This window comes from Kitasatospora sp. NPDC029312 (genome assembly GCF_055569215.1).
Genome location: NZ_JBVHXY010000005.1, coordinates 165,409 through 183,487, shown reverse-complemented (window position 1 = coordinate 183,487; position 18,079 = coordinate 165,409). Strand labels below are relative to the sequence as shown.

The window sequence follows — 18,079 nt, the reverse complement described above, 5'->3', positions numbered from 1 at the left end:
CCGCACCGGCCGAGGGGCCGGTCCAGTCTGGAGGGAGTCCACCATGTCGAAGCTCATGATCAACGCTCGCAGCGCTTCTCGCCGGAGTGACGCGACCGTCCCGGCGGCCGCGGACGTCCCGCCGGCCCCGCGCTGGGCGCAGCTCGCCGCCAAGGCCGCCGTCCTCACCACCGTCCCATCCGGGCTGTGGCGGATCGTGTTCGGCTTCGGCGTCCCGCTTGGCTTCACCGGCGCGACGGCCGCGGCGTACGGCGAGCACCAGCCCGGTTGGGGCACCGTCTACTGCGTGGCGCTGAGTGCCCTGGCCGAGTCGTTGGCCTTCCTGACCCTCGGCCTGGTCCGGCCCTGGGGGCGGGTGGCGCCCCGATGGATCCCGGTGATCGGCGGCCGCCGGGTACGGCCGCTCGCCGCGATCGTCCCGGCGCTGCTGGGCTCGGTGATACTCACCGTCCTCGGCATGGAGGGCCTGTTCGGGCGCTGGGCCGACAACTTGGCGGAGCCCGATTCGCCGCACGGGTTCGCTGCGGTGGTGATGACCGCCGCCTACGCGCCACTGGTCGCCTGGGGCCCGCTGCTCGGCGCGGTCACCGTCGACTACGCCCGCCGGACCATACGGCGGCGCCGGTGACCACGACGACGGGTTACACCGGAGCCGACTCCCGCCACGGTTCGCCGGCTCCCGGAGCCGTACCGGCCCCCGCGTCGACGACCGTCCTGTCCGCGCCGCCGGTCTGGCGAGGCGCCGGAGCGGTACGGCGGCCCCACTCGGTCGCGACCAGTACCAGGGCTGCGCCGAGCACGGCGAGCGGGCCCATCCGGTTCCCGGCCACGGCGATACCGAAGACGGCGGCCCACAGTGGCTCGGTGCCGAGCAGCAGGCTCACCCGGGAGGGCGAGGTGGCCCTGACAGCCCACATCTGAACGAAGAAGGCGAACAGCGTGCAGAACAAGGACAGGTGGAGCAACCAGGCCCACTGGCCGGCCTCGTAGGAGCGGGCGACGATCCACGGCGCCGGCCCCACGGACAGCGCGACGACGGCGAACACGCCAGTAGCCACGGCTAGTTGGACCCAGATCACGGCAAGCATGTCCGAGTTCCGAAGTGCCCGGCTGCGGGCCATGGCGAGGACGTACGCGGAACGGACGAGGGCCGCCCCCAGCACCAGCAGGTCTCCGAGCGAGGGAGCACGCAGCCCGCCGTCCCCGGTCAGCAGGGCGACGCCGAGGACGGCCAGTCCGGCGGCGGCCAGGAAGGCCCGCGGTGGCGCGGTCCGACTGAGGGCGCTCTCCCCGAGCGGGGTGAGCACCATCGCGAGGCTGATGATCAACCCGGCGTTGGTCGCGGAAGTGTGCACGGCACCGTAGGTCTCCAGCAGGAAGATCCCGCTGAGCACCAGTCCCAGTGCAGCGCCACCGAGCCACTCCGCTCGGCTCAGCCTCCGCAGAGCCCTCCAGGCGGCCGCCCCGAGCAGCGGCAGCACCAGTCCAAAGCGCAGGACGAGCATCGCCACGACCGTAGCCGGCTCGGCCACCCGCTGGACGGCGAGGAAGCTCGACCCCCACACCACCGCCACGAGCAGCACGGGAAGATCACGAAGGACCGACGAAGTCGGCCCCTTGGACAGGGAGGCAGGCATGACGAGGATCCCTCCGAGCGAACGGAACCGGCGGGCGCGAGTACCGTACGGCGTCGGACGGACCCAGGTGCCGGGCGAAGAGCCCGGCGGCGGACGGGGTGCAGCGTGGAGCGAGGGCGCGCCATCATCGCGCACCGGACGGCCGGTGATCAATGGTGTTCCGGACACCGGATGGTCCACTCGATCCACTCGGCCTGCTCTGACCGCGCGGTCAGTGACAGCGGTCAGTGGTCAGCTGTCAGTGGGCAGCGGTCAGTGCCCGTATTCAGCGGCCAAGCAAGCCGTTCGCCGTCGCGATCGCCTCGATGTCGGCCGGCGTTCCGGACATGATGACGCGGATGTGCTCGGTGACGAGCTCGACCGGCCAGTCCCACCAGGCGGCGCGGAGCAGGCGCTCGATGTCGGCTTCGTCGAAACGGCGCCGGATCGGCCGGGCGGGGTTGCCTCCGACGATCGTGTACGGCTCGACGTCGGCGGTGACCACCGCACCGGCAGCGACGATCGCGCCGTCGCCAATCCGGACGCCGGGCAGGACTGTGGCCCCGAAGCCGAACCAGACGTCGTTGCCGATCAGCGTGTCACCGCGGCTGGGCAGGCCGGTGACGATGTCGAGGGTCCGCTCGGTCCAGCTGCCGCCGAACATCGTGAACGGGAAGGTGGAGACACCGATGTCCGGGTGAGCGGCGCCGGCCATCAGGAAGCGGGTCCCGGTGGCGATCGCACAGTACTTGCCGATCACCAGCCGCTCGGGGCCGTACGCGTAGAGAACGTTGCGCTCCTCGAAGCGGGTGGCGCCCTCGGGGTCGTCGAAGTAGGTGTACTCGCCGACCTCGATCCGCGGATCGGTGACGAGCGATCGCAGCAGGACGACCCTGTCGTGTCCGGCCAGCGGGTGGAGCAGGGCGGGGTCGGGGATGGCGGTGGCGGTCACTCGGACTCCTTTCGTAATGCGACTCAAATCGCATTAGGATGAGCATCGCACGACCACCACCCCATGGCAAGCATTAACGCGACTGGAGTCGACTTTGACCAGAGCCAGCAATCCCGAGCAGCCGTCCCGCACCCCGACCCCGCGCCCGGGTGGCCGAAGTGCACGGGTCAGGGCGGAGGTGGTCACCGCCACGCTCGCCGAGGTCACCGAGAAGGGGTACGACGGCCTCACCGTCGAGGCGGTCGCCAGCCGCTCCGGCGTCCACAAGGCGACCCTCTACCGACGCTGGGGCGGTGTGGACGGACTGGTCGCGGAGGCCCTGGCCACCTCCGCCGACCAGCCCTGGCCACTGCCCGACACCGGCGACCTCCGGGAGGACCTGCGCCGGATCACCCAGGAGGTGTTCAGCGTCTTCACCGACCCAGAGCTGGGCCCCACACCGACCGCGCTGATCTCCGCCGCGCAGCGCTCCGACGTCGGCGCCGCCGCACTGCGCGCCTTCTTCGCCGTCCGCCATCGCCAGGCCGCCGAGGTGGCCGAACGAGCCGTCGCACGCGGCGAGTTGCCCGCCGGGACGGACGGCGCCGAGGTGGTCCGGTCCGCCACCGCCCCGCTCTACTACCGCCTCTTCGTCTCCGGCGAACCACTGGACGCCCGCACCGCCGAGCGGGCCGCCGACGCCGCCGCCCTCGCCGCCCGCGCGGGACTGTTCACTCCCCCTCCGGCCGAACCGGACGACCGCGGCAACCGCGACGCCCCGAGCACCCCCTACGACACGACCGCCACGACCGGCACCACCGACACCACCGGCACTGACAACGACTGACTCCCCATCACCCGGCCCCCGCCGCACCAGCCGCAGGCGTCCCGCCCCCTACCGCGGACCCACCCCGCCGTGGATGATTCCTCCATGACAATCCAGCCGACCACCACCCCCCGGAAGGCCCGTCACGTGAATCGCAAGCACTGGGCGCTGGTCGCCGCCGCCACCGTCCTCCCGCTCGCCGCGAGCACCGGCACCGCCGTCGCCGCTCCCTCGGATGCCACCCCCGCGCCGAGCGCGGCCTGCGCCTACACACCGGCCGTGCCGGCCGACAACTTCAAGGGCATCCCGGTCTTCGACGCCAAGAAGGCGGCTCAGCCGTACCGCGCGACGCTGAAGACCAACCAGGGCGCGATCACCTTCGAGGCCCTGACCGACAAGGCACCCTGCACCACCTTCTCGTTCCGCTTCCTCGCCGAGCATGACTACTTCAACCGCACCCACTGCCACCGGCTCACCACCCAGCGGATCTACGTGCTGCAGTGCGGCGACCCGACCGGGACGGGCAGCGGCGGGCCGGGCTACTCCTTCCCGGACGAGAACCTCACCGGCGCCACCTATCCGGCCGGCACCGTGGCCATGGCCAATGCCGGTCCGAACACCAACGGCAGCCAGTTCTTCTTCGTCTGGAAGGACACCAAGCTCTCCCCCGCCTACACCCCGTTCGGCCGGATCACGGCCGGCCTGGACGTCCTGCAGAAGATCGCCGCCGCCGGCGAGGACGACCAGAACAACCCGGGCGACGGCTTCCCGAACGTCCCGGTGAACATCCGGCAGGTGAAGATCGGCAAGCGCTGACACCGGCACCGCCGCCCGGCTCCCGTACGGTGGCAGCAGCAACGACACCGTAGGGGAGCAGCACCGCATGGACAGCCGGATCTGGGAGAGCGTCGACCAGCTGGTCGCATGGCTGGACGAGCAGAGCACCCAGTCGCCGCAGGAGGAGCGTCTGCTGCGGCTGCTCAAGCTCTCCGAGGAGGTCGGTGAGGTGGGCGCGGCGGTGATCGGCGCCACCGGCCAGAACCCGCGCAAGGGTGTCACCCACACCTGGGAGGACGTCCAGCACGAGCTCTGCGACGTCGTCTTCAGCGCCCTGGTCGCGCTGCGCACGCTCACCCCGGACGCGTCCCGGGTGTTCGCCGAGCGCCTCGCCTACGTCGAGCAGCGCTCCGCCGCCTCCCGCTCCCTCCCGGAAACGGCGGAGCAGCACGCCGCGGAGCCGGAAACTGCGGACCCGGAAACTGCAGAGGCTGCAACTGCGGAGCCTGAAACCGCGGAGCGGTAAACCGCAGAGCTGTCATAGCCGAACCGTGCGACGGCGGACCCGGCGAACGCCGCAGCCGCGCAGCCCACAGCCCCGCAGCCCCACACCCCCGGGCCGTCAGGCGTTGGGCGCGACCCGGGTCAGCCCGTTGATCACGCGGTCCATCGCGTCGCCGCCCTGCGGGTCGGTGAGGTTGGCGAGCAGCTTGAGGGTGAAGCGCATCAGCAGCGGTCGGGGCAGGCCGTGCTGGGCGGCCAGCTGCATGACCTTCGGGTTGCCGATCAGCTTCACGAAGGCGCGGCCCAGCGTGTAGTAGCCGCCGTACACGTCCTTGAGGATGCGCGGGTAGGCCTGGAGGGCGCGCTCGCGTCCGCCGACGGTGACGCGGGCCAGGGCCTGGGTGATGACCCCGGCGGCGATCTGGCCGGATTCCATCGCGTAGGCGATGCCCTCGCCGTTGAACGGGTTGACCATGCCGCCCGCGTCGCCGACCAGCAGCAGGCCGCGGGTGTAGTGCGGCTGCCGGTTGAAGGCCATCGGCAGGGCGGCGCCGCGGATCGGGTCGGTCATGTTCTCGGGCGTGTAGCCCCACTCCTCCGGCATGCTGGCGCACCAGGCCTTGAGCACCTCGCGCCAGTCGAGTTCGCCGAACGCGGAGGAGGAGTTGAGGATGCCGAGGCCGACGTTGGAGGTGCCGTCGCCCATGCCGAACACCCAGCCGTAGCCGGGCAGCAGCTTGCGCTGGCCGTCGCGGGTGTCCCACAGCTCCAGCCAGGACTCCAGGTAGTCGTCGTCGTGGCGCGGCGAGTTGAAGTAGGTGCGGTAGGCGACGCCCATCGGGCGGTCCTCGCGCCGGTGCAGGCCCATGGCCAGCGAGAGCCGGGTGGAGTTGCCGTCGGCGGCGACCACCAGCGGGGCGCGGAAGGTGACCGACCGCTTCTCCTCGCCGAGCTTGGCGGTGACGCCGACGATCCGGCCGGTGCGGTCGTCGAGGATCGGACCGCTGACGTTGCAGCGCTCGTAGAGCCGGGCGCCGGCCTTCTCGGCCTGACGGGCCAGCAGTTCGTCGAAGTCGGCTCGCTTGCGGACCAGGCCGTAGTCCGGGAACGAGGCCAGCTCGGGCCAGTCCAGCTCCAGCCGGACGCCGCCGCCGATGATGCGCAGGCCCTTGTTGTGCAGCCAGCCGTTCTCGGTGGAGACGTCGATGCCCATGTCCACCAGTTGCTTGGTGGCGCGGGGGGTCAGCCCGTCCCCGCAGACCTTCTCGCGCGGGAAGGCGGTCTTCTCCAGCAGCAGCACGTCCAGCCCGGCCTGGGCCAGGTAGTACGCGGTGGTGGAGCCGGCCGGTCCGGCGCCCACCACGATGACGTCCGCGGTGTTCTCGACCGTGCTGTCCGGCTTCGTCAGATCGGCTGCGGTCTCGGACACGGGGACACACTCCTGGAGCTGCGGCGGGGGGACGGCGGCTTTTGTTCTCCGGCAGTCTAGTTCCGCTCACGCCGCCCAGGACCCCCGCGCCCTGCGGCACCGGCTACGGCCGCACCGGCTACGTGGTCTTGTAGCCCCGGTGCAGCGCCACGATTCCGCCCGTGAGGTTGCGCCACGCGACCTTCGACCAGCCGCTCGCCTGCAGCTTGGCGGCCAGCGAGGGCTGGTCGGGCCAGACCCGGATGGATTCGGCGAGGTAGACGTACGCGTCCGGGTTGCTGCTGACGGCGGTGGCCACCGGCGGCAGCGCGCGCATCAGGTACTCGGTGTAGACGGTGCGGAACGGCGTCCAGGTCGGCGTGGAGAACTCGCAGATCACCAGCTTGCCGCCGGGCTTGGTGACCCGGTGCATCTCGCGCAGCGCCGCCTCGGTGTCCTGGACGTTGCGCAGCGCGAAGGAGATCGTCACCGAGTCGAAGGTGTCGTCGGCGAACGGCAGCCGGGTGGCGTCGCCGGCGGTGAGCGGCAGCTCGGGGTGGCGGCGCTTGCCCTCGGTGAGCATGCCGACGGAGAAGTCGCAGGGGACGACCGTGGCCCCGGCGTCGGCGAAGGGCAGCGAGGAGGTGCCGGTGCCGGCCCCGAGGTCGAGCACGAGGTCCCCCGGTCCGGCGGCCACCGCCTCGGCCACCGCCCGGCGCCAGGCGCGGGCCTGGCCGAGGGAGAGCACGTCGTTGGTGAGGTCGTACTTGGCCGCGACGTCGTCGAACATGGCGGCGACTTCGTGCGGCTGCTTGTCCAGAGAGGCTCGGGTCACGAACCCATTCTTCACCCTGGAACGGACACGCCGGTCAACGGGGCTCACCGGCCGCCGTCCGACGGCGTCAGTGCGCCCCGCGTCGCCCGCCCGCGCGCCGTCGGCGGCGGGAGCGCTTGCCGTGGGTGATCGCGGGCATCCCGTCGGCCAGCGCCTCGGCGGCGAGCGCGAGGTTCGCGGCGAGCCGGCGCTGCCCGGCGCGGATCGCGACGGCCCGCCGATGCCGGCGGATGCGCAGCATGCAGACCGCGAAGAGCACCACGGCCACCGGCACGCTGAACCAGGCCAGCCCGACCCCGACCGGCTGGGGGTAGGTGTCACCGCAGATCCGTACGGCCCCGGGGTCGTCGGCCGCGTGCTCCAGGCAGACCGTGTCGCCGATCCGGGCGCCGTCGGCCAGTGGCAGCGCGGCCGCGGTGTGCGGCTGGCCGCTCACCTTGTAGGTGACGGCGCTGTACGTGCCGCCGCCGGTGGGCAGCTGGGTGACGACGCCCTCGACTCGGACCGGGTGGGCCCCGATCCGGTCGGCCTGGTCGGCCTGACGCCAACCGAGCAGGCACATGCCGACGGCCAGCACTGCGCTGAGCACGGCGGCGAGGTACCAACCACGGCCCAACCGCGGGGTGCGCGGCGGGGGAACGGTCGCGGTTCGCATGGTTCCTGTCCTGGCTTGCCTCCGGGGCCTGTGGCACGGCCCCGCCGCCCGCGGGCACGGGCGGTGGTGTGGTGAGGGTACGGAGTGAGCTGTCCGGGATCGTATCCGCTGGCGGGCCCTCAGGTCACGGCGAAGGGGCGATCACCCCCCGGGGTGATTAACGGAGTTCACGTGCACACGAAGCAAGTCCCCTGCTCGCAAAGGCGATCCGCCTACTGACGAGTACGTCACATCGTCCGCTCCCGCCCCCGTCAGCGCCGGCGGTACACCAACCGCCCGCCCAGGACGGTCGCCAGACAGCCGCCTGCCGGCGGCCCGGAGTTCCGCTCGGCGTCAACCGCCGGACCGGCGGAGGCCTCCTGACCGGCGGAGGCTTGCTGACCGGCCTCGGCCCCGAACGCCTCGGAGACCGAGAAGGCCCCGAACATCTCGGAGACCGAGAAGACCGAGAAGACCGCGAAGTCCGCCCGGCCGCCGGCCGTCACCCGCCCGTGCAAGGCCCGCGCCAGCGGCAGCACCGTCAGCGGATCCAGCGGAGCCGCCCGGGCCACCCTGTCCCCCGCAGCCCCCGACGGCTCCGCCACCCACCCCGACAACTCCGCAGCCCCCGGCAGCACCACCACCCCCGAACGCGCGACCGCCGTCCGCACCGACGCCCGCACGAAGGGCCCGGCCACCGCCGTCACCCCGTGGCCGAGCATCCGCTGCAGCCCCCGCCGGGCGCTCGCCCCGCAGCGGGTCTCATCGCTGCAGCCCACCAGGTCGTCCATGAGCGGTTCGACGCCGATCCCCTCCCGCGGGTCCGGGTGGTAGTCACGCTCCAACGCCCGCTGCCCGTACGGGTTGCGCAGCCCGGGCGTGAGCACCGCGCGCCCCCAGTCCCGTACCCGCGCCGTCGGGTGCGCCGCCGCCAGCCCGGCGTACGGCCCGACCGCCTCGACGCGCTCTCCGCGCACCACCACCGCCCCGTCGGCGAAGGACGGGGCGGTGGGATCGGCCGGGTCGGGCAGCACCAGGGCCGCCCGGTGGAGGGTCAGCACCGGTCCGGACTCAGTTGTCCAGGATCTTCAGCTCGGGGTGCGCGGTGCCGCCCTCGATCGCCGTGGAGGCGATGTGCGAGGCGACGCGCGGGTCGACCGGGTCGTTCGCCGGGTCGTCCAGCACCCGCAGGTGCTGGTACGTGGTCGAGCGCTGCGCCGGGACGCGGTCGGCGGCCCGGATCAGGTGGATCAGCTCAGTGAGGTTGGAGCGGTGCTTGGCGCCGGCCGCCGAGACGACGTTCTCCTCCAGCATGACCGAGCCGAGGTCGTCCGCGCCGTAGTGCAGCGACAGCTGGCCCGCCTCCTTGCCGGTGGTGAGCCAGGAGCCCTGGATGTGGGCGATGTTGTCGAGGAACAGGCGGGCGATCGCGATCATCCGCAGGTACTCGAAGACGGTGGCCTGGGTCGAGCCCTTGAGGTGGTTGTTCTGCGGCTGGTAGGTGTACGGGATGAACGCCCGGAAGCCGCCGGTACGGTCCTGCACGTCGCGGATCATCCGCAGGTGCTCGATCCGTTCGGCGTTGGTCTCGCCGGTGCCCATCAGCATGGTGGAGGTGGACTCCACGCCGAGGCCGTGCGCGATCTCCATGATCTCCAGCCAGCGCTCGCCGGATTCCTTCAGCGGGGCGATCGCCTTGCGGGGCCGCTCCGGCAGCAGTTCCGCACCGGCGCCGGCGAAGGAGTCCAGGCCGGCCTTGTGGATCCGGGTGATCGCCTCCTCGACGGAGACGCCCGAGATCCGGGACATGTGCTCGACCTCGGAGGCGCCCAGCGAGTGGATGACCAGCTGCGGGAACTCGGCCTTGATCGCCGAGAACGCGCGCTCGTAGTACTCCACGCCGTAGTCCGGGTGGTGGCCGCCCTGGAACATGATCTGGGTGCCGCCGAGTTCGACGGTCTCGGCGCAGCGGCGCAGGACCTCGTCGAGCTCGCGGGACCAGCCCTTGTCGCTCTTGGGCGGCACGTAGAAGGCGCAGAACTTGCACGCCGTCACGCAGACGTTGGTGTAGTTGATATTGCGCTCGATGATGTACGTCGCGATGTGCTCGGTACCGGCGTAGCGTCGGCGGCGTACGGCGTCGGCGGCGGAGCCGAGCGCGTGCAGCGGCGCCGAGCGGTAGAGCTCCAGCGCCTCCTCCGGAGTGATCCGGCCGCCGGCGGCGGCCCGGTCGAGCACGGCCTGCAGGTCGGTGCTGGACGCATCGAGGGTGGTCGCTGCGAGCTCGGTCACCTGGCGGCCTTCTCTCTCTCAAGTGCTACGGGTGTACGGCCGAACCAGCCTACGCCAGGCCTTTCGGACACCCTCAGCCCGCCGTCCCGTTCACCTTGTGCATCGTCCCGACGGGGTTCCCGGCGGCCGGGTCGGCGGAGCTGAACCTGATCGTCCCGTCGGCCTGCAGGGTGAGGGTCTCCGTCTCGGCGCCTCCGGTGCAGGTGCCGGGGATCGAGGAGCGCACCAGCCGGGACTGGAACACCAGCTTGGTGTCGGCGACCGACCTGAGCGTCCAGGCGCCCTCGCAGCTGATCGAGATCAGGCCGGTGACGGCGTTGTGGCTGGTGGTGGCCTCCTGGCCGATCGCGGCCGGGCGGACGGTGAGGGTGGTGGTGCCGCCGGGCAGGCCCTTGTCGGTGACCATGTCCCCCGTCCAGGTGCCCAGGAAGGCGGCGGGCACGGCGTTGGGCCCGCCGGTCGCGGCCGTCGACGCCGAACCGGAGGCGGCCGGGTCCGTCGACGGCGCTGCCGACCCGGACGACGGCGGGCCGGCCGTGGCGCCCGACACGAAGGCCCCGGGCGAGGCGATCGCGTCGCTCGGATCGATCGATGGGGCGGGCAACGGCCCCACGGCGGGCGTCACCGGATCATCGGGGTGCTGCGACCGCTCGTGGAGCCCGTACCCCACGCCCGCGAGCACCGCGGCCACCAGCACGGCCACCGTGGTGAGCCGGGCCGGTCGCCGCCACCACGGCTTGGCGGGCGTCGGGTGGCCGAACCCGCCGGGCGGGTGGTAGCGCGGCGGCATGGTCGGAGTCGGCACCACCTCGGCCCCGTCCTCCGACACCCCCGCGGCACGCCCGCTGTCCCTGTTCTCCTCGCCCTCCGCGGCCTGGCCCGGCTCGTCCTCCAGGTCCAGCAGTTCCACCGCGCCGCGCCCCACCCCGGCCGCCAGCGCCGGCGGCAGGAAGCCCCACAGCCGGGCGGCGCCCGCGCCGTCCGGGTCGAGCCGGGCCGCCAACTGCCCGGGCGTGGGCCGGGCGGCCGGGTCCTTGGCCAGGCAGTCGAGGATGATCGTCCGCAGTGGCTCGGCCGGCCCGACCACGTCCGGTTCCTCGTGCAGCACCCGGTACAACAGGACGGCCGCGCTGACGCCCTCGCCGAAGGGGTGCACGCCGGTGGCGGCGAAGGCCAGCACGGCGCCGAGCGAGAAGACGTCTCCGGCCGGACCGACCGGCCGCCCGCTCGCCTGCTCCGGCGACATGAAGCCCGGAGAGCCCACCACATAACCCGATCGAGTGAAACCGCTGGTCGCGTCCAGCGCGCGGGCGATCCCGAAGTCGATCAGCCGCGGCCCGTCGAGGGTCAGCAGCACGTTCGACGGTTTGACGTCGCGGTGCACCAGGCCGAGCCCGTGCACGTGAGCGAGCGCTTCGGCGAGCCCGACCCCGAGGCCGCGGACGGCCGGGTCGGGCAGCGGCCCGTACTGCTGGACGGCCGCGGTGAGCGCGGGACCGGCCACGTAGCCGGTGGCGACCCAGGGCCGCTCGCCCTCGGTGTCGGCGTCCAGGACGGGCGCCGTCCAGCTGCCGCCGACCCGCCGGGCGGCGGCCACCTCCTGCCGGAACCGGGCGCGGAACTCGGCGTCGTCCGCCAGCTCCGGGCGCACCACCTTGACGGCGACGGTGCGACCGCCGGCCGTCCGGCCGAGGTAGACCTGGCCCATCCCGCCCGACCCGAGCCGCCGCAGCAGCCGGTACGCGCCCACCTGACGCGGGTCGTCCGACCCCAGTGCCCGCATGCCCCGCACGCTCCCCTCGCCCTCGCACGCGCGGCCCCCGGGCGGGGCCCGGCCGTGTGCGCCGCCTCCGGCGTAGCCGCACGGCCCGGCCGCCGGACACGCCTCGGGAGCAGACCGTACCGGTCCGGACCGACCACCGGGCACTGCGGGAGCCACCCGCGACAGCTACCTCCGTGAGGAACCGCCGAACACCACCGCCGTACCGCTCACGAGAGCCACCGCCGAACACCACCGCCGTACCGCTCACGAGAGCCACCGCCGAACACCACCGCCGTACCGCTCACGAGAGCCACCGCCGAGAACCACCGCCGAGAGCCCGCCGCCGGAAGCTGCCGCTGCCCGGGCTACTGACCGACCGACAGCGCGACCGGCTCCAGCAGCCGCACCGCCACGTCCGGCTCGAAGCCGCTGTCGTACGCGACCCGCCGGGCGAACTCGGCGACGCCGGCCAGCTGCCGCTCGCCCAGCGAGAAGTCCAGCGCCTCGCTGAAGTACCGTTCCAGCACGTCCGGCCCGAAGGCCTCCCAGCGGGCGGCCTGCTCGGCGACCTTGGCGGCCTCCACCAGCGAGAGGTCGCGGGACTCCAGGAAGGCCCGGTGGACGGCCGCGGTCAGCTCGGGGCGGCGCGCGGCGAACTCGCGGCGCACGGCCCAGACCGCGAAGACGAACGGCAGACCGGTCCACTCCTTCCACATCGCGCCCAGGTCGTGGACGGTGAGCCCGAGGTCGGCGGCCTGCCCGAGGTAGGCGCGCAGCGCCGGGTCGCCGATCAGGACGGCGGCGTCGGCCTCGGCCAGCATCGCCCCGAGGTCCGGTGGGCAGCTGAAGTAGTCCGGGCGCACGCCCTCGCGCTCCTCCAGGAGCAGCCGGGCCAGCCGGACCGAGGTGCGGCTGGTGGAGCCGAGGGCGACCCGGCGGCCGTCGAGGTCGGCGAGCGGGACCTTGCTCACGATCAGGCAGGACATCACCGGGCCGTCGCTGCCGACCGCGATGTCCGGCAGGACCAGCAGGTCGTCGGCGTTGCGCAGGTACTCCACGCAGGTGATCGGCCCGATGTCCAGGGAGCCGTCGACCAGCTGGTCGCTCAGCTTCTCCGGGGTGTCCTTGGTGAGGTCGAGATCGAGCAGGTTGCCGGTCCTGGCGAGGCCCCAGTAGAGGGGAACGCAGTTCAGGAACTGGATATGGCCGACCCGCGGCCTGACCGGCGTGTTTTCCGAAGGCTCCCGCGTTTGCGCGTCCGCTGCCACTGCGCCGCTCCCTTGCTGTTCGTACGCCTCCCCGCAGGGTATGCCTGCTGGTCATGACGCCCGGCACCGGCCACCCGACACGCCCGCGTGCGCCCTCAACAGGCCTTCGCACGCCCGGCTCCCGGCCCTCGCGACACGCGCCGCCCGCACCGCAAGCGACCCCTGGTCGTCACAGCGACCGCATGCTAGCGTTGCCCTCAGTTGCAGTTTGATTCCCCTTGCAGTACTTGAAGCCTGCGGAGCATGTAACCGCAGGCTTTTTGTAGTTTTTCAGCAATATCGAAAAACTTCGGACTCGTCCGGAGGCAGGGCGATCAGCGCAGCGGACCGGGTGTCACACGGTGTGGCCCCCGACACGCATCGCAAGGAGAACGGCATGGCTCAGGGAACCGTCAAGTGGTTCAACGCTGAGAAGGGCTTCGGATTCATCGCCCAGGATGGCGGCGGCCCCGACGTCTTCGTCCACTACTCCGCCATCAATGCGAACGGCTTCCGTTCGCTGGAGGAGAACCAGACGGTCACCTTCGACGTCACCCAGGGCCCGAAGGGCCCGCAGGCGGAGAACGTCACCGCTGTCTGACCATCCTCAGATGTTCTGATCGCTCGGGACCCGCACGGGTCCACCGACGGCTCCCGACAGCCGTCACCATGAGCACAAGAGCAGCACCCAAGGGGGCCTGCCCATCGCGGCGGGCCCCCTGCCTTTTCCCCGGCCGGCCGCCACCCGGCGCGAACGGGAGCGCCCGCCGAAGCAGGGGAGCGTACGCCTCAGCAGGGACGCGCACGCCGACGAGGGCCTGCCCCGCACCAGCACGGTGCGGGGCAGGCCCTCGTCCATGACCCTCGATCAGAAGCCTCTTGTGCAGGCCCCTTCCACAGGCCCAGGTCAGACTGCGGCCGGGGTCTTCACGCCCGTCCGCCCCGGGGCGACGGCCTCCGGCGCGTCCTCCTCGTACAGGTCACCGGACGGGTTGTTGTACGCGGCGACGTCCAGGATCTTCTCCCGCGCCGCGACCACCACCGGCACCAGCGCCTGGCCGGCGACGTTGGTCGCGGTGCGCATCATGTCCAGGATCGGGTCGATGGCGAGCAGCAGGCCGACGCCCTCCAGGGGCAGGCCCAGGGTGGACAGGGTCAGCGTCAGCATGACGATCGCGCCGGTGAGGCCCGCGGTGGCGGCCGAGCCGACCACGGAGACGAAGGCGATCAGGATGTAGTCCTTGATGCCGAGGTCGATGTTGTAGACCTGGGCGACGAAGATCGCGGCGACGGCCGGATAGATCGCGGCGCAGCCGTCCATCTTGGTGGTGGCGCCGAACGGGACGGCGAAGGAGGCGTACTCGCCGGGGACGCCGAGGCGCTCGGTGACGCGGCGGGTGACGGGCAGGGTGCCGACCGAGGAGCGCGAGACGAAGGCCAGCTGGATCGCGGGCCAGGCGCCCTTGAAGAAGTGCAGCGGGTTGAGGCCGGCGGCGAAGCGCAGCAGCAGCGAGTAGACGACGAACAGCACCAGCGCGCAGCCGACGTAGATGTCCAGGGTGAGCGTGGCGAAGGGCTTGAGCAGGTCCCAGCCGTACGTGGCGACGGACTTGCCGATCAGGCCGAGGGTGCCGAGCGGGGAGAGCCGGATGACCCACCACAGGGCGGTCTGGGTCAGCTCCAGCACGGACTCGCTGAGCTTGAGGACGGGCTCCGCCTTGGCGCCGAGCTTGATGATCGCGGCGCCGACCACGACCGCCATGAAGACGATCTGCAGCACGTTCACCTTGACGAAGGCGTCGACGATGTTGGTCGGGAAGATCCCGGTCAGGAAGTCGACCCAGGTGCCCTTGGAGTCGAGCGCCTTGAGGCCCTCGGTCTTCAGGTTGGTGCCCTGGCCGGGGTTGGTCAGCAGGCCCAGGCCCAGGCCGATGGCGACCGCGATCAGCGAGGTGATCATGAACCAGAGCAGGGTGCGGGTGGCCAGGCGGGCGGCGTTGGTGACGCCCCGCAGGTTGGCGACGCTCACCACGATCGCGGTGAACACCAGCGGCGGCACGGCCAGCTTCAGCAGCTGGACGAAGATCTTGCCGATGGTCTCCAGGGTGGTGGCCAGCCAGGAGATGTCGGCGGCGCGGGCCAGGTAGCCGAGGCCGACGCCGAGCACGAGACCGGCGACGATCTGCACCCAGAACGGCGTCTTGCGGATGCGGGTGAGCACGGACGGCGACGAGGTCGCCTCGGGCGCTGTGGACATGGGGGTGCGACTCCGGGGGAGGGCGTTGCTGACGGTGGGGTGTGGGCGGAGCAGGCGGCACGGCAGGGAGCCGGACGGGAGAGGTCACGGACCCCGTTCAGGGGCGTGCCGCCTCGATACAGAGCGAGGTAGCACAGCTCGAGGCAGCACAGCGCGTGGCGCGACAACGACGCGGGCTGTCCACAGCACCGGTCAGAGCGCACGGGCGGGCGGCGCCGGGCAGGGGCCCCGGGCCGTGCGTCCGCAGTGCGTCTGAGGTGGTCACGGCCGATACGTTAGCAGTAAAGGTTTGAGATGTTCAAAGTAGTTGTTTGAGGTCGAGCGACAACCGGCCATCCGGCGGGGGCGCGCTCCGGATACGAACGACGCTGACGCCCCATCAGGTCAGTCCTCCCGGGCGGATTGACCGACGGTGGTTATACGTATAACCTTCAGGCGTTCCCGCCTTCCCCTGCCCTGACCGGAGAAGACCACCGATGGGCTACGTCGCCCTGCTTCGCGCCCCGCACGTCACCCGACTCCTGTTCGGCACCCTGCTCGGCCGCCTGCCCGCCGGTATGACCGCCCTGGTGATCGCCCTCGCCCTGCGCGAGGCCGACGTCCCGTACAGCCGGATCGGGCTGGCCACCGCCGCCTACGCGATCTCCGCCGCCGTCGGCGGGCCGGTGCTCGGCCGGATCGTGGACCGCACCGGCCAGCCGCGCGTGCTGCTGGCCTCCGCCGTCGTGGCCGGCGGCGGGTACGCGCTGCTCGCCCTCGCCCCGGGCTCCCCGCTCGCCGCGCCCGTCGGCGCCGCCGTCGCCGGCCTCGCCATGCCCCCGCTGGAGCCCTGCCTGCGCTCGCTCTGGCCGGACGTCGTCGAGGAGAAGCAGCTCGACACCGCGTACGCCTTCGACTCCGCCTCCCAGCAGATCCTCTACGTGGCCGGGCCGCTGGCCGTCGCCGGGATCTCCGGCCTGTTCAGCCCCGTCGCCGCGCTCTGGGTGGCCGCCGGGCTCGGACTGGCTGGCGCGCTGATCGTGGCCACCGCCGGGCCGGCCCGCTCGTGGCGCGCCCCCTCCCGCGAGCACTCCGCCGGACTGCTCGGTCCGCTGCGCTCCCCCGGCCTGGTGCTGCTGCTGGTCGGGCTGGCCGGCGCCGGCTGGGCGGTCGGCGCCCAGAACGTGCTGTTCATCGCCTACGCCGAACAGCACGCCGACGGACTGCCCGGGGGCGGCGGCACGCTGCTGGCGCTGGCCGCGCTCGGCGGCCTGCTGGGCGCGCTGGCCTACGGCACCGTCACCTGGCGCCGGACCACCGCGACCCGCACCTGGATGATGGCCCTCGCGATGGCCGCCTCCTACCTCCCGCTGGTGGCGCTGCCCGGCCCGTACCCGATGGCCGCGCTGGCCTTCCTGTCCGGGATCGCGCTCGCCCCGCTGCTGGCGGCCGCCTTCGTCCTGGTCGCCGAACTCGCGCCGACCGGGACGGTCACCGAGGCCTTCGCCTGGCTGGTGACCCTGTTCGCCACCGGCAACTCGCTCGGCTACGCCGTCTCCGGTCACCTCGCCGAGGGCTCGCTCCGCTCGGTGGCCCTCTGCGCGGCCGGCGGCATCGCGCTCGGCGGCCTGCTGCTGTTCGGCGCCCGGGGCTCGTTCCGCACCAGCCCGGTCGCGGCGGCGCCGCAGCCCGTCCCGGTGGGCTGACCCGCCCCCACGAGCGACTGCGTCCGCCGGGGTCTGGCCGGCGGACGCAGTCTTTTCAGCCGGGAGCGGCCCTGCCGCCCGAGCGGACGCTCGCGGCGGGGCTCAGCTCGCGACGGGGCTCAGCGCGCGGCGGAGCTCAGCACGCGGCCGGGGCGGTCGAGGAGCGCAGCACCAGGGAGGTGGCCAGCGGCGCGACCGGCGCCACCCGCTCCCCGCGCAGCAGTCCGGCCAGGGCGGCGGCGCCGGCCCGGCCCAGTTCCTCGCCCGGCAGGTCGACGGTGGTCAGCGGCGGCGCGAGCAGTCCGGAGACCGCGACGTTGTCCATGCCGACCACGGACAGGTCGTCCGGCACCCGCAACCCCCGCTCGGCGGCGGCCTGGTAGACCCCGGAGGCGACCACGTCGTCGTCGCAGATCACCGCGCGCGGACGGTCCGCCCGCTCCAGCAGCCGCCCCGCCACGCTCCGCGCGGCGGCATGGCCGTCGTTCAGGCTGACGCCCAACTCCAGGACATCGAGACCGAGTTCGCGCACCGCCTGCTCGAAGGCGGCCTGCCGGACCCGAAAGGTGTACGCGGCGTGGGTGGAGCGCAGGTGGCCGATCCTGCGGTGGCCGAGGGCGGCCAGGTGCTCGACGGCCGCGCGCATCCCGCCCGCCACGTCGAGCTCGACGGTCGGGCGCGCCCGGTCGGTGCCGGGATCGGCGTCCAGGAAGACGGCGGGGGTGTCGGCGGGCAGCTCGCCCAGCTGGCTGTCGTCCGGGGAGCAGATCAGCAGGCCGTCGAAGCGCCCGGCGGTGGCGGCCTCGGCGAGCGTGGCGCTCTCCCAGCCCGAGCTGACCACGACCGCCAGCCCGTGCCGGCCGGCCTCGTGGTGGACGCCTTCCAGTACCCGGCCGAAGAACGGGCCCTGGAGGTTGGGCACGGCCAGCATGATCATGCCGCTGCGGCCCAGTCGCAGCTGCCGGCCGGCCGCCTGCGGACGGTAGCCGAGGCTGTGGGCGGCCTCCCGGACCCGCTGGCGGGTGGCCTCGGAGACCCGTCGCCCGGCTTCGGCGCCGGAGAAGACCAGCGAGACGGTCGCCTGCGAGACCCCGGCGAGCCGGGCCACGTCCCGTCCGGTCGGGCGGCGCACGGGAGCCGGCCACGTCCCGGCCTCGCTCCCGCCGGGGCGCTCGACGTCAGCGAGCCGGTCGGCACCGGCGGCTCGTTCCGTGTCGGCAGGGCGCTCCGTGTCAGCAGGCCGGTCCGTGTCGGCAGGGCGCTCCGCGTCAGCGGGCCGCTCCGTGCCGGCAGGCCGCTCGGCGC

17 protein-coding genes are annotated in these 18,079 nt (G+C 72.8%); 6 read left to right on the top strand and 11 right to left on the bottom strand.

The genetic code is table 11. From position 1 onward, the window contains the following. Positions 1-43 precede the first annotated feature (43 nt). Positions 44-628, top strand: coding sequence for a hypothetical protein (locus ACZ4WV_RS06930; RefSeq protein WP_465743566.1), 585 nt, complete (start codon positions 44-46; stop codon positions 626-628). 13 nt (positions 629-641) lie between these two features. On the opposite strand, the gene ACZ4WV_RS06925 is transcribed toward ACZ4WV_RS06930, so the two are convergent. Next, entirely contained in the window at positions 642-1,637 is a 996-nt protein-coding gene (locus tag ACZ4WV_RS06925) for a DMT family transporter (RefSeq protein ID WP_465743564.1), read from the bottom strand. 265 nt (positions 1,638-1,902) lie between these two features. Continuing rightward, complete coding sequence (locus ACZ4WV_RS06920) at positions 1,903-2,568, bottom strand: CatB-related O-acetyltransferase (RefSeq protein ID WP_465743562.1); 666 nt, start codon at positions 2,566-2,568, stop codon at positions 1,903-1,905. 94 nt (positions 2,569-2,662) lie between these two features. On the opposite strand from ACZ4WV_RS06920, the gene ACZ4WV_RS06915 reads away from it, so the two are divergent. The 3 genes from ACZ4WV_RS06915 to ACZ4WV_RS06905 all read left to right on the top strand — a co-directional run bounded on the left by ACZ4WV_RS06915 (position 2,663) and on the right by ACZ4WV_RS06905 (position 4,676). Beyond that, positions 2,663-3,394, top strand: coding sequence for a TetR/AcrR family transcriptional regulator (locus ACZ4WV_RS06915; RefSeq protein ID WP_465743560.1), 732 nt, complete (start codon positions 2,663-2,665; stop codon positions 3,392-3,394). 84 nt (positions 3,395-3,478) lie between these two features. Further along, positions 3,479-4,189, top strand: a complete 711-nt coding sequence (locus ACZ4WV_RS06910; RefSeq protein ID WP_465743558.1) for a peptidylprolyl isomerase — start codon at positions 3,479-3,481, stop codon at positions 4,187-4,189. Between the two features lie 67 nt (positions 4,190-4,256). Beyond that, positions 4,257-4,676 (top strand): MazG-like family protein, encoded by a 420-nt coding sequence (locus ACZ4WV_RS06905; protein WP_465743556.1) that lies wholly within the window; start codon positions 4,257-4,259, stop codon positions 4,674-4,676. A 96-nt stretch (positions 4,677-4,772) separates the two neighbouring features. On the opposite strand, the gene ACZ4WV_RS06900 is transcribed toward ACZ4WV_RS06905, so the two are convergent. From ACZ4WV_RS06900 to ACZ4WV_RS06870, 7 genes are all read right to left on the bottom strand, one after another. Further along, the gene (locus tag ACZ4WV_RS06900; RefSeq protein ID WP_465743554.1) at positions 4,773-6,083 is read right to left on the bottom strand and encodes a geranylgeranyl reductase family protein; all 1,311 of its coding nucleotides are present in this window, start codon (positions 6,081-6,083) and stop codon (positions 4,773-4,775) included. 118 nt (positions 6,084-6,201) lie between these two features. After that, a complete protein-coding gene (locus ACZ4WV_RS06895) occupies positions 6,202-6,897 on the bottom strand; it encodes a demethylmenaquinone methyltransferase (RefSeq protein WP_465743552.1) in 696 nt (231 codons plus the stop codon). Positions 6,898-6,964: 67 nt separating this feature from the next. Further along, positions 6,965-7,552, bottom strand: a complete 588-nt coding sequence (locus tag ACZ4WV_RS06890; protein ID WP_465743550.1) for a hypothetical protein — start codon at positions 7,550-7,552, stop codon at positions 6,965-6,967. Between the two features lie 251 nt (positions 7,553-7,803). Continuing rightward, on the bottom strand, positions 7,804-8,592 hold the full coding sequence (locus ACZ4WV_RS06885; RefSeq protein ID WP_465743548.1) for an amidohydrolase family protein: 789 nt from the start codon (positions 8,590-8,592) through the stop codon (positions 7,804-7,806). A gap of 10 nt (positions 8,593-8,602) precedes the next feature. Next, positions 8,603-9,823 (bottom strand): cyclic dehypoxanthinyl futalosine synthase, encoded by a 1,221-nt coding sequence (mqnC, locus tag ACZ4WV_RS06880; protein ID WP_465743546.1) that lies wholly within the window; start codon positions 9,821-9,823, stop codon positions 8,603-8,605. A 73-nt stretch (positions 9,824-9,896) separates the two neighbouring features. Continuing rightward, positions 9,897-11,606: a serine/threonine-protein kinase gene (locus tag ACZ4WV_RS06875; protein ID WP_465743544.1), complete on the bottom strand. Its 1,710-nt coding sequence runs from the start codon at positions 11,604-11,606 to the stop codon at positions 9,897-9,899. Positions 11,607-11,950: 344 nt separating this feature from the next. After that, complete coding sequence (locus tag ACZ4WV_RS06870) at positions 11,951-12,853, bottom strand: menaquinone biosynthetic enzyme MqnA/MqnD family protein (protein WP_465743543.1); 903 nt, start codon at positions 12,851-12,853, stop codon at positions 11,951-11,953. A 376-nt stretch (positions 12,854-13,229) separates the two neighbouring features. Between ACZ4WV_RS06870 and ACZ4WV_RS06865 the strand changes: the two genes are divergently transcribed. Beyond that, a complete protein-coding gene (locus ACZ4WV_RS06865) occupies positions 13,230-13,433 on the top strand; it encodes a cold-shock protein (protein WP_188301247.1) in 204 nt (67 codons plus the stop codon). A gap of 306 nt (positions 13,434-13,739) precedes the next feature. On the opposite strand, the gene ACZ4WV_RS06860 is transcribed toward ACZ4WV_RS06865, so the two are convergent. Next, the gene (locus ACZ4WV_RS06860; protein ID WP_465743541.1) at positions 13,740-15,089 is read right to left on the bottom strand and encodes a dicarboxylate/amino acid:cation symporter; all 1,350 of its coding nucleotides are present in this window, start codon (positions 15,087-15,089) and stop codon (positions 13,740-13,742) included. A gap of 476 nt (positions 15,090-15,565) precedes the next feature. Here ACZ4WV_RS06860 and ACZ4WV_RS06855 point away from each other — a divergent pair, with 476 nt between their 5' ends. Further along, entirely contained in the window at positions 15,566-16,774 is a 1,209-nt protein-coding gene (locus ACZ4WV_RS06855) for an MFS transporter (RefSeq protein WP_465743539.1), read from the top strand. 136 nt (positions 16,775-16,910) lie between these two features. Here the strand turns inward: ACZ4WV_RS06855 and ACZ4WV_RS06850 are convergent, their stop codons facing one another. Beyond that, entirely contained in the window at positions 16,911-17,906 is a 996-nt protein-coding gene (locus ACZ4WV_RS06850) for a LacI family DNA-binding transcriptional regulator (protein ID WP_465743537.1), read from the bottom strand. Positions 17,907-18,079: the final 173 nt, after the last annotated feature.

What these genes read in the sequence shown, in the direction of transcription:
- ACZ4WV_RS06930 (WP_465743566.1), top strand. Translation starts at nt 44, where the DNA reads ATGTCGAAGCTCATGATCAACGCTCGCAGCGCTTCTCGCCGGAGTGAC.
- ACZ4WV_RS06925 (WP_465743564.1), bottom strand. Translation starts at nt 1,637, where the DNA reads ATGCCTGCCTCCCTGTCCAAGGGGCCGACTTCGTCGGTCCTTCGTGAT.
- ACZ4WV_RS06910 (WP_465743558.1), top strand. Translation starts at nt 3,479, where the DNA reads ATGACAATCCAGCCGACCACCACCCCCCGGAAGGCCCGTCACGTGAAT.
- ACZ4WV_RS06905 (WP_465743556.1), top strand. Translation starts at nt 4,257, where the DNA reads ATGGACAGCCGGATCTGGGAGAGCGTCGACCAGCTGGTCGCATGGCTG.
- ACZ4WV_RS06890 (WP_465743550.1), bottom strand. Translation starts at nt 7,552, where the DNA reads ATGCGAACCGCGACCGTTCCCCCGCCGCGCACCCCGCGGTTGGGCCGT.
- ACZ4WV_RS06875 (WP_465743544.1), bottom strand. Translation starts at nt 11,606, where the DNA reads ATGCGGGCACTGGGGTCGGACGACCCGCGTCAGGTGGGCGCGTACCGG.
- ACZ4WV_RS06865 (WP_188301247.1), top strand. Translation starts at nt 13,230, where the DNA reads ATGGCTCAGGGAACCGTCAAGTGGTTCAACGCTGAGAAGGGCTTCGGA.
- ACZ4WV_RS06860 (WP_465743541.1), bottom strand. Translation starts at nt 15,089, where the DNA reads ATGTCCACAGCGCCCGAGGCGACCTCGTCGCCGTCCGTGCTCACCCGC.
- ACZ4WV_RS06855 (WP_465743539.1), top strand. Translation starts at nt 15,566, where the DNA reads ATGGGCTACGTCGCCCTGCTTCGCGCCCCGCACGTCACCCGACTCCTG.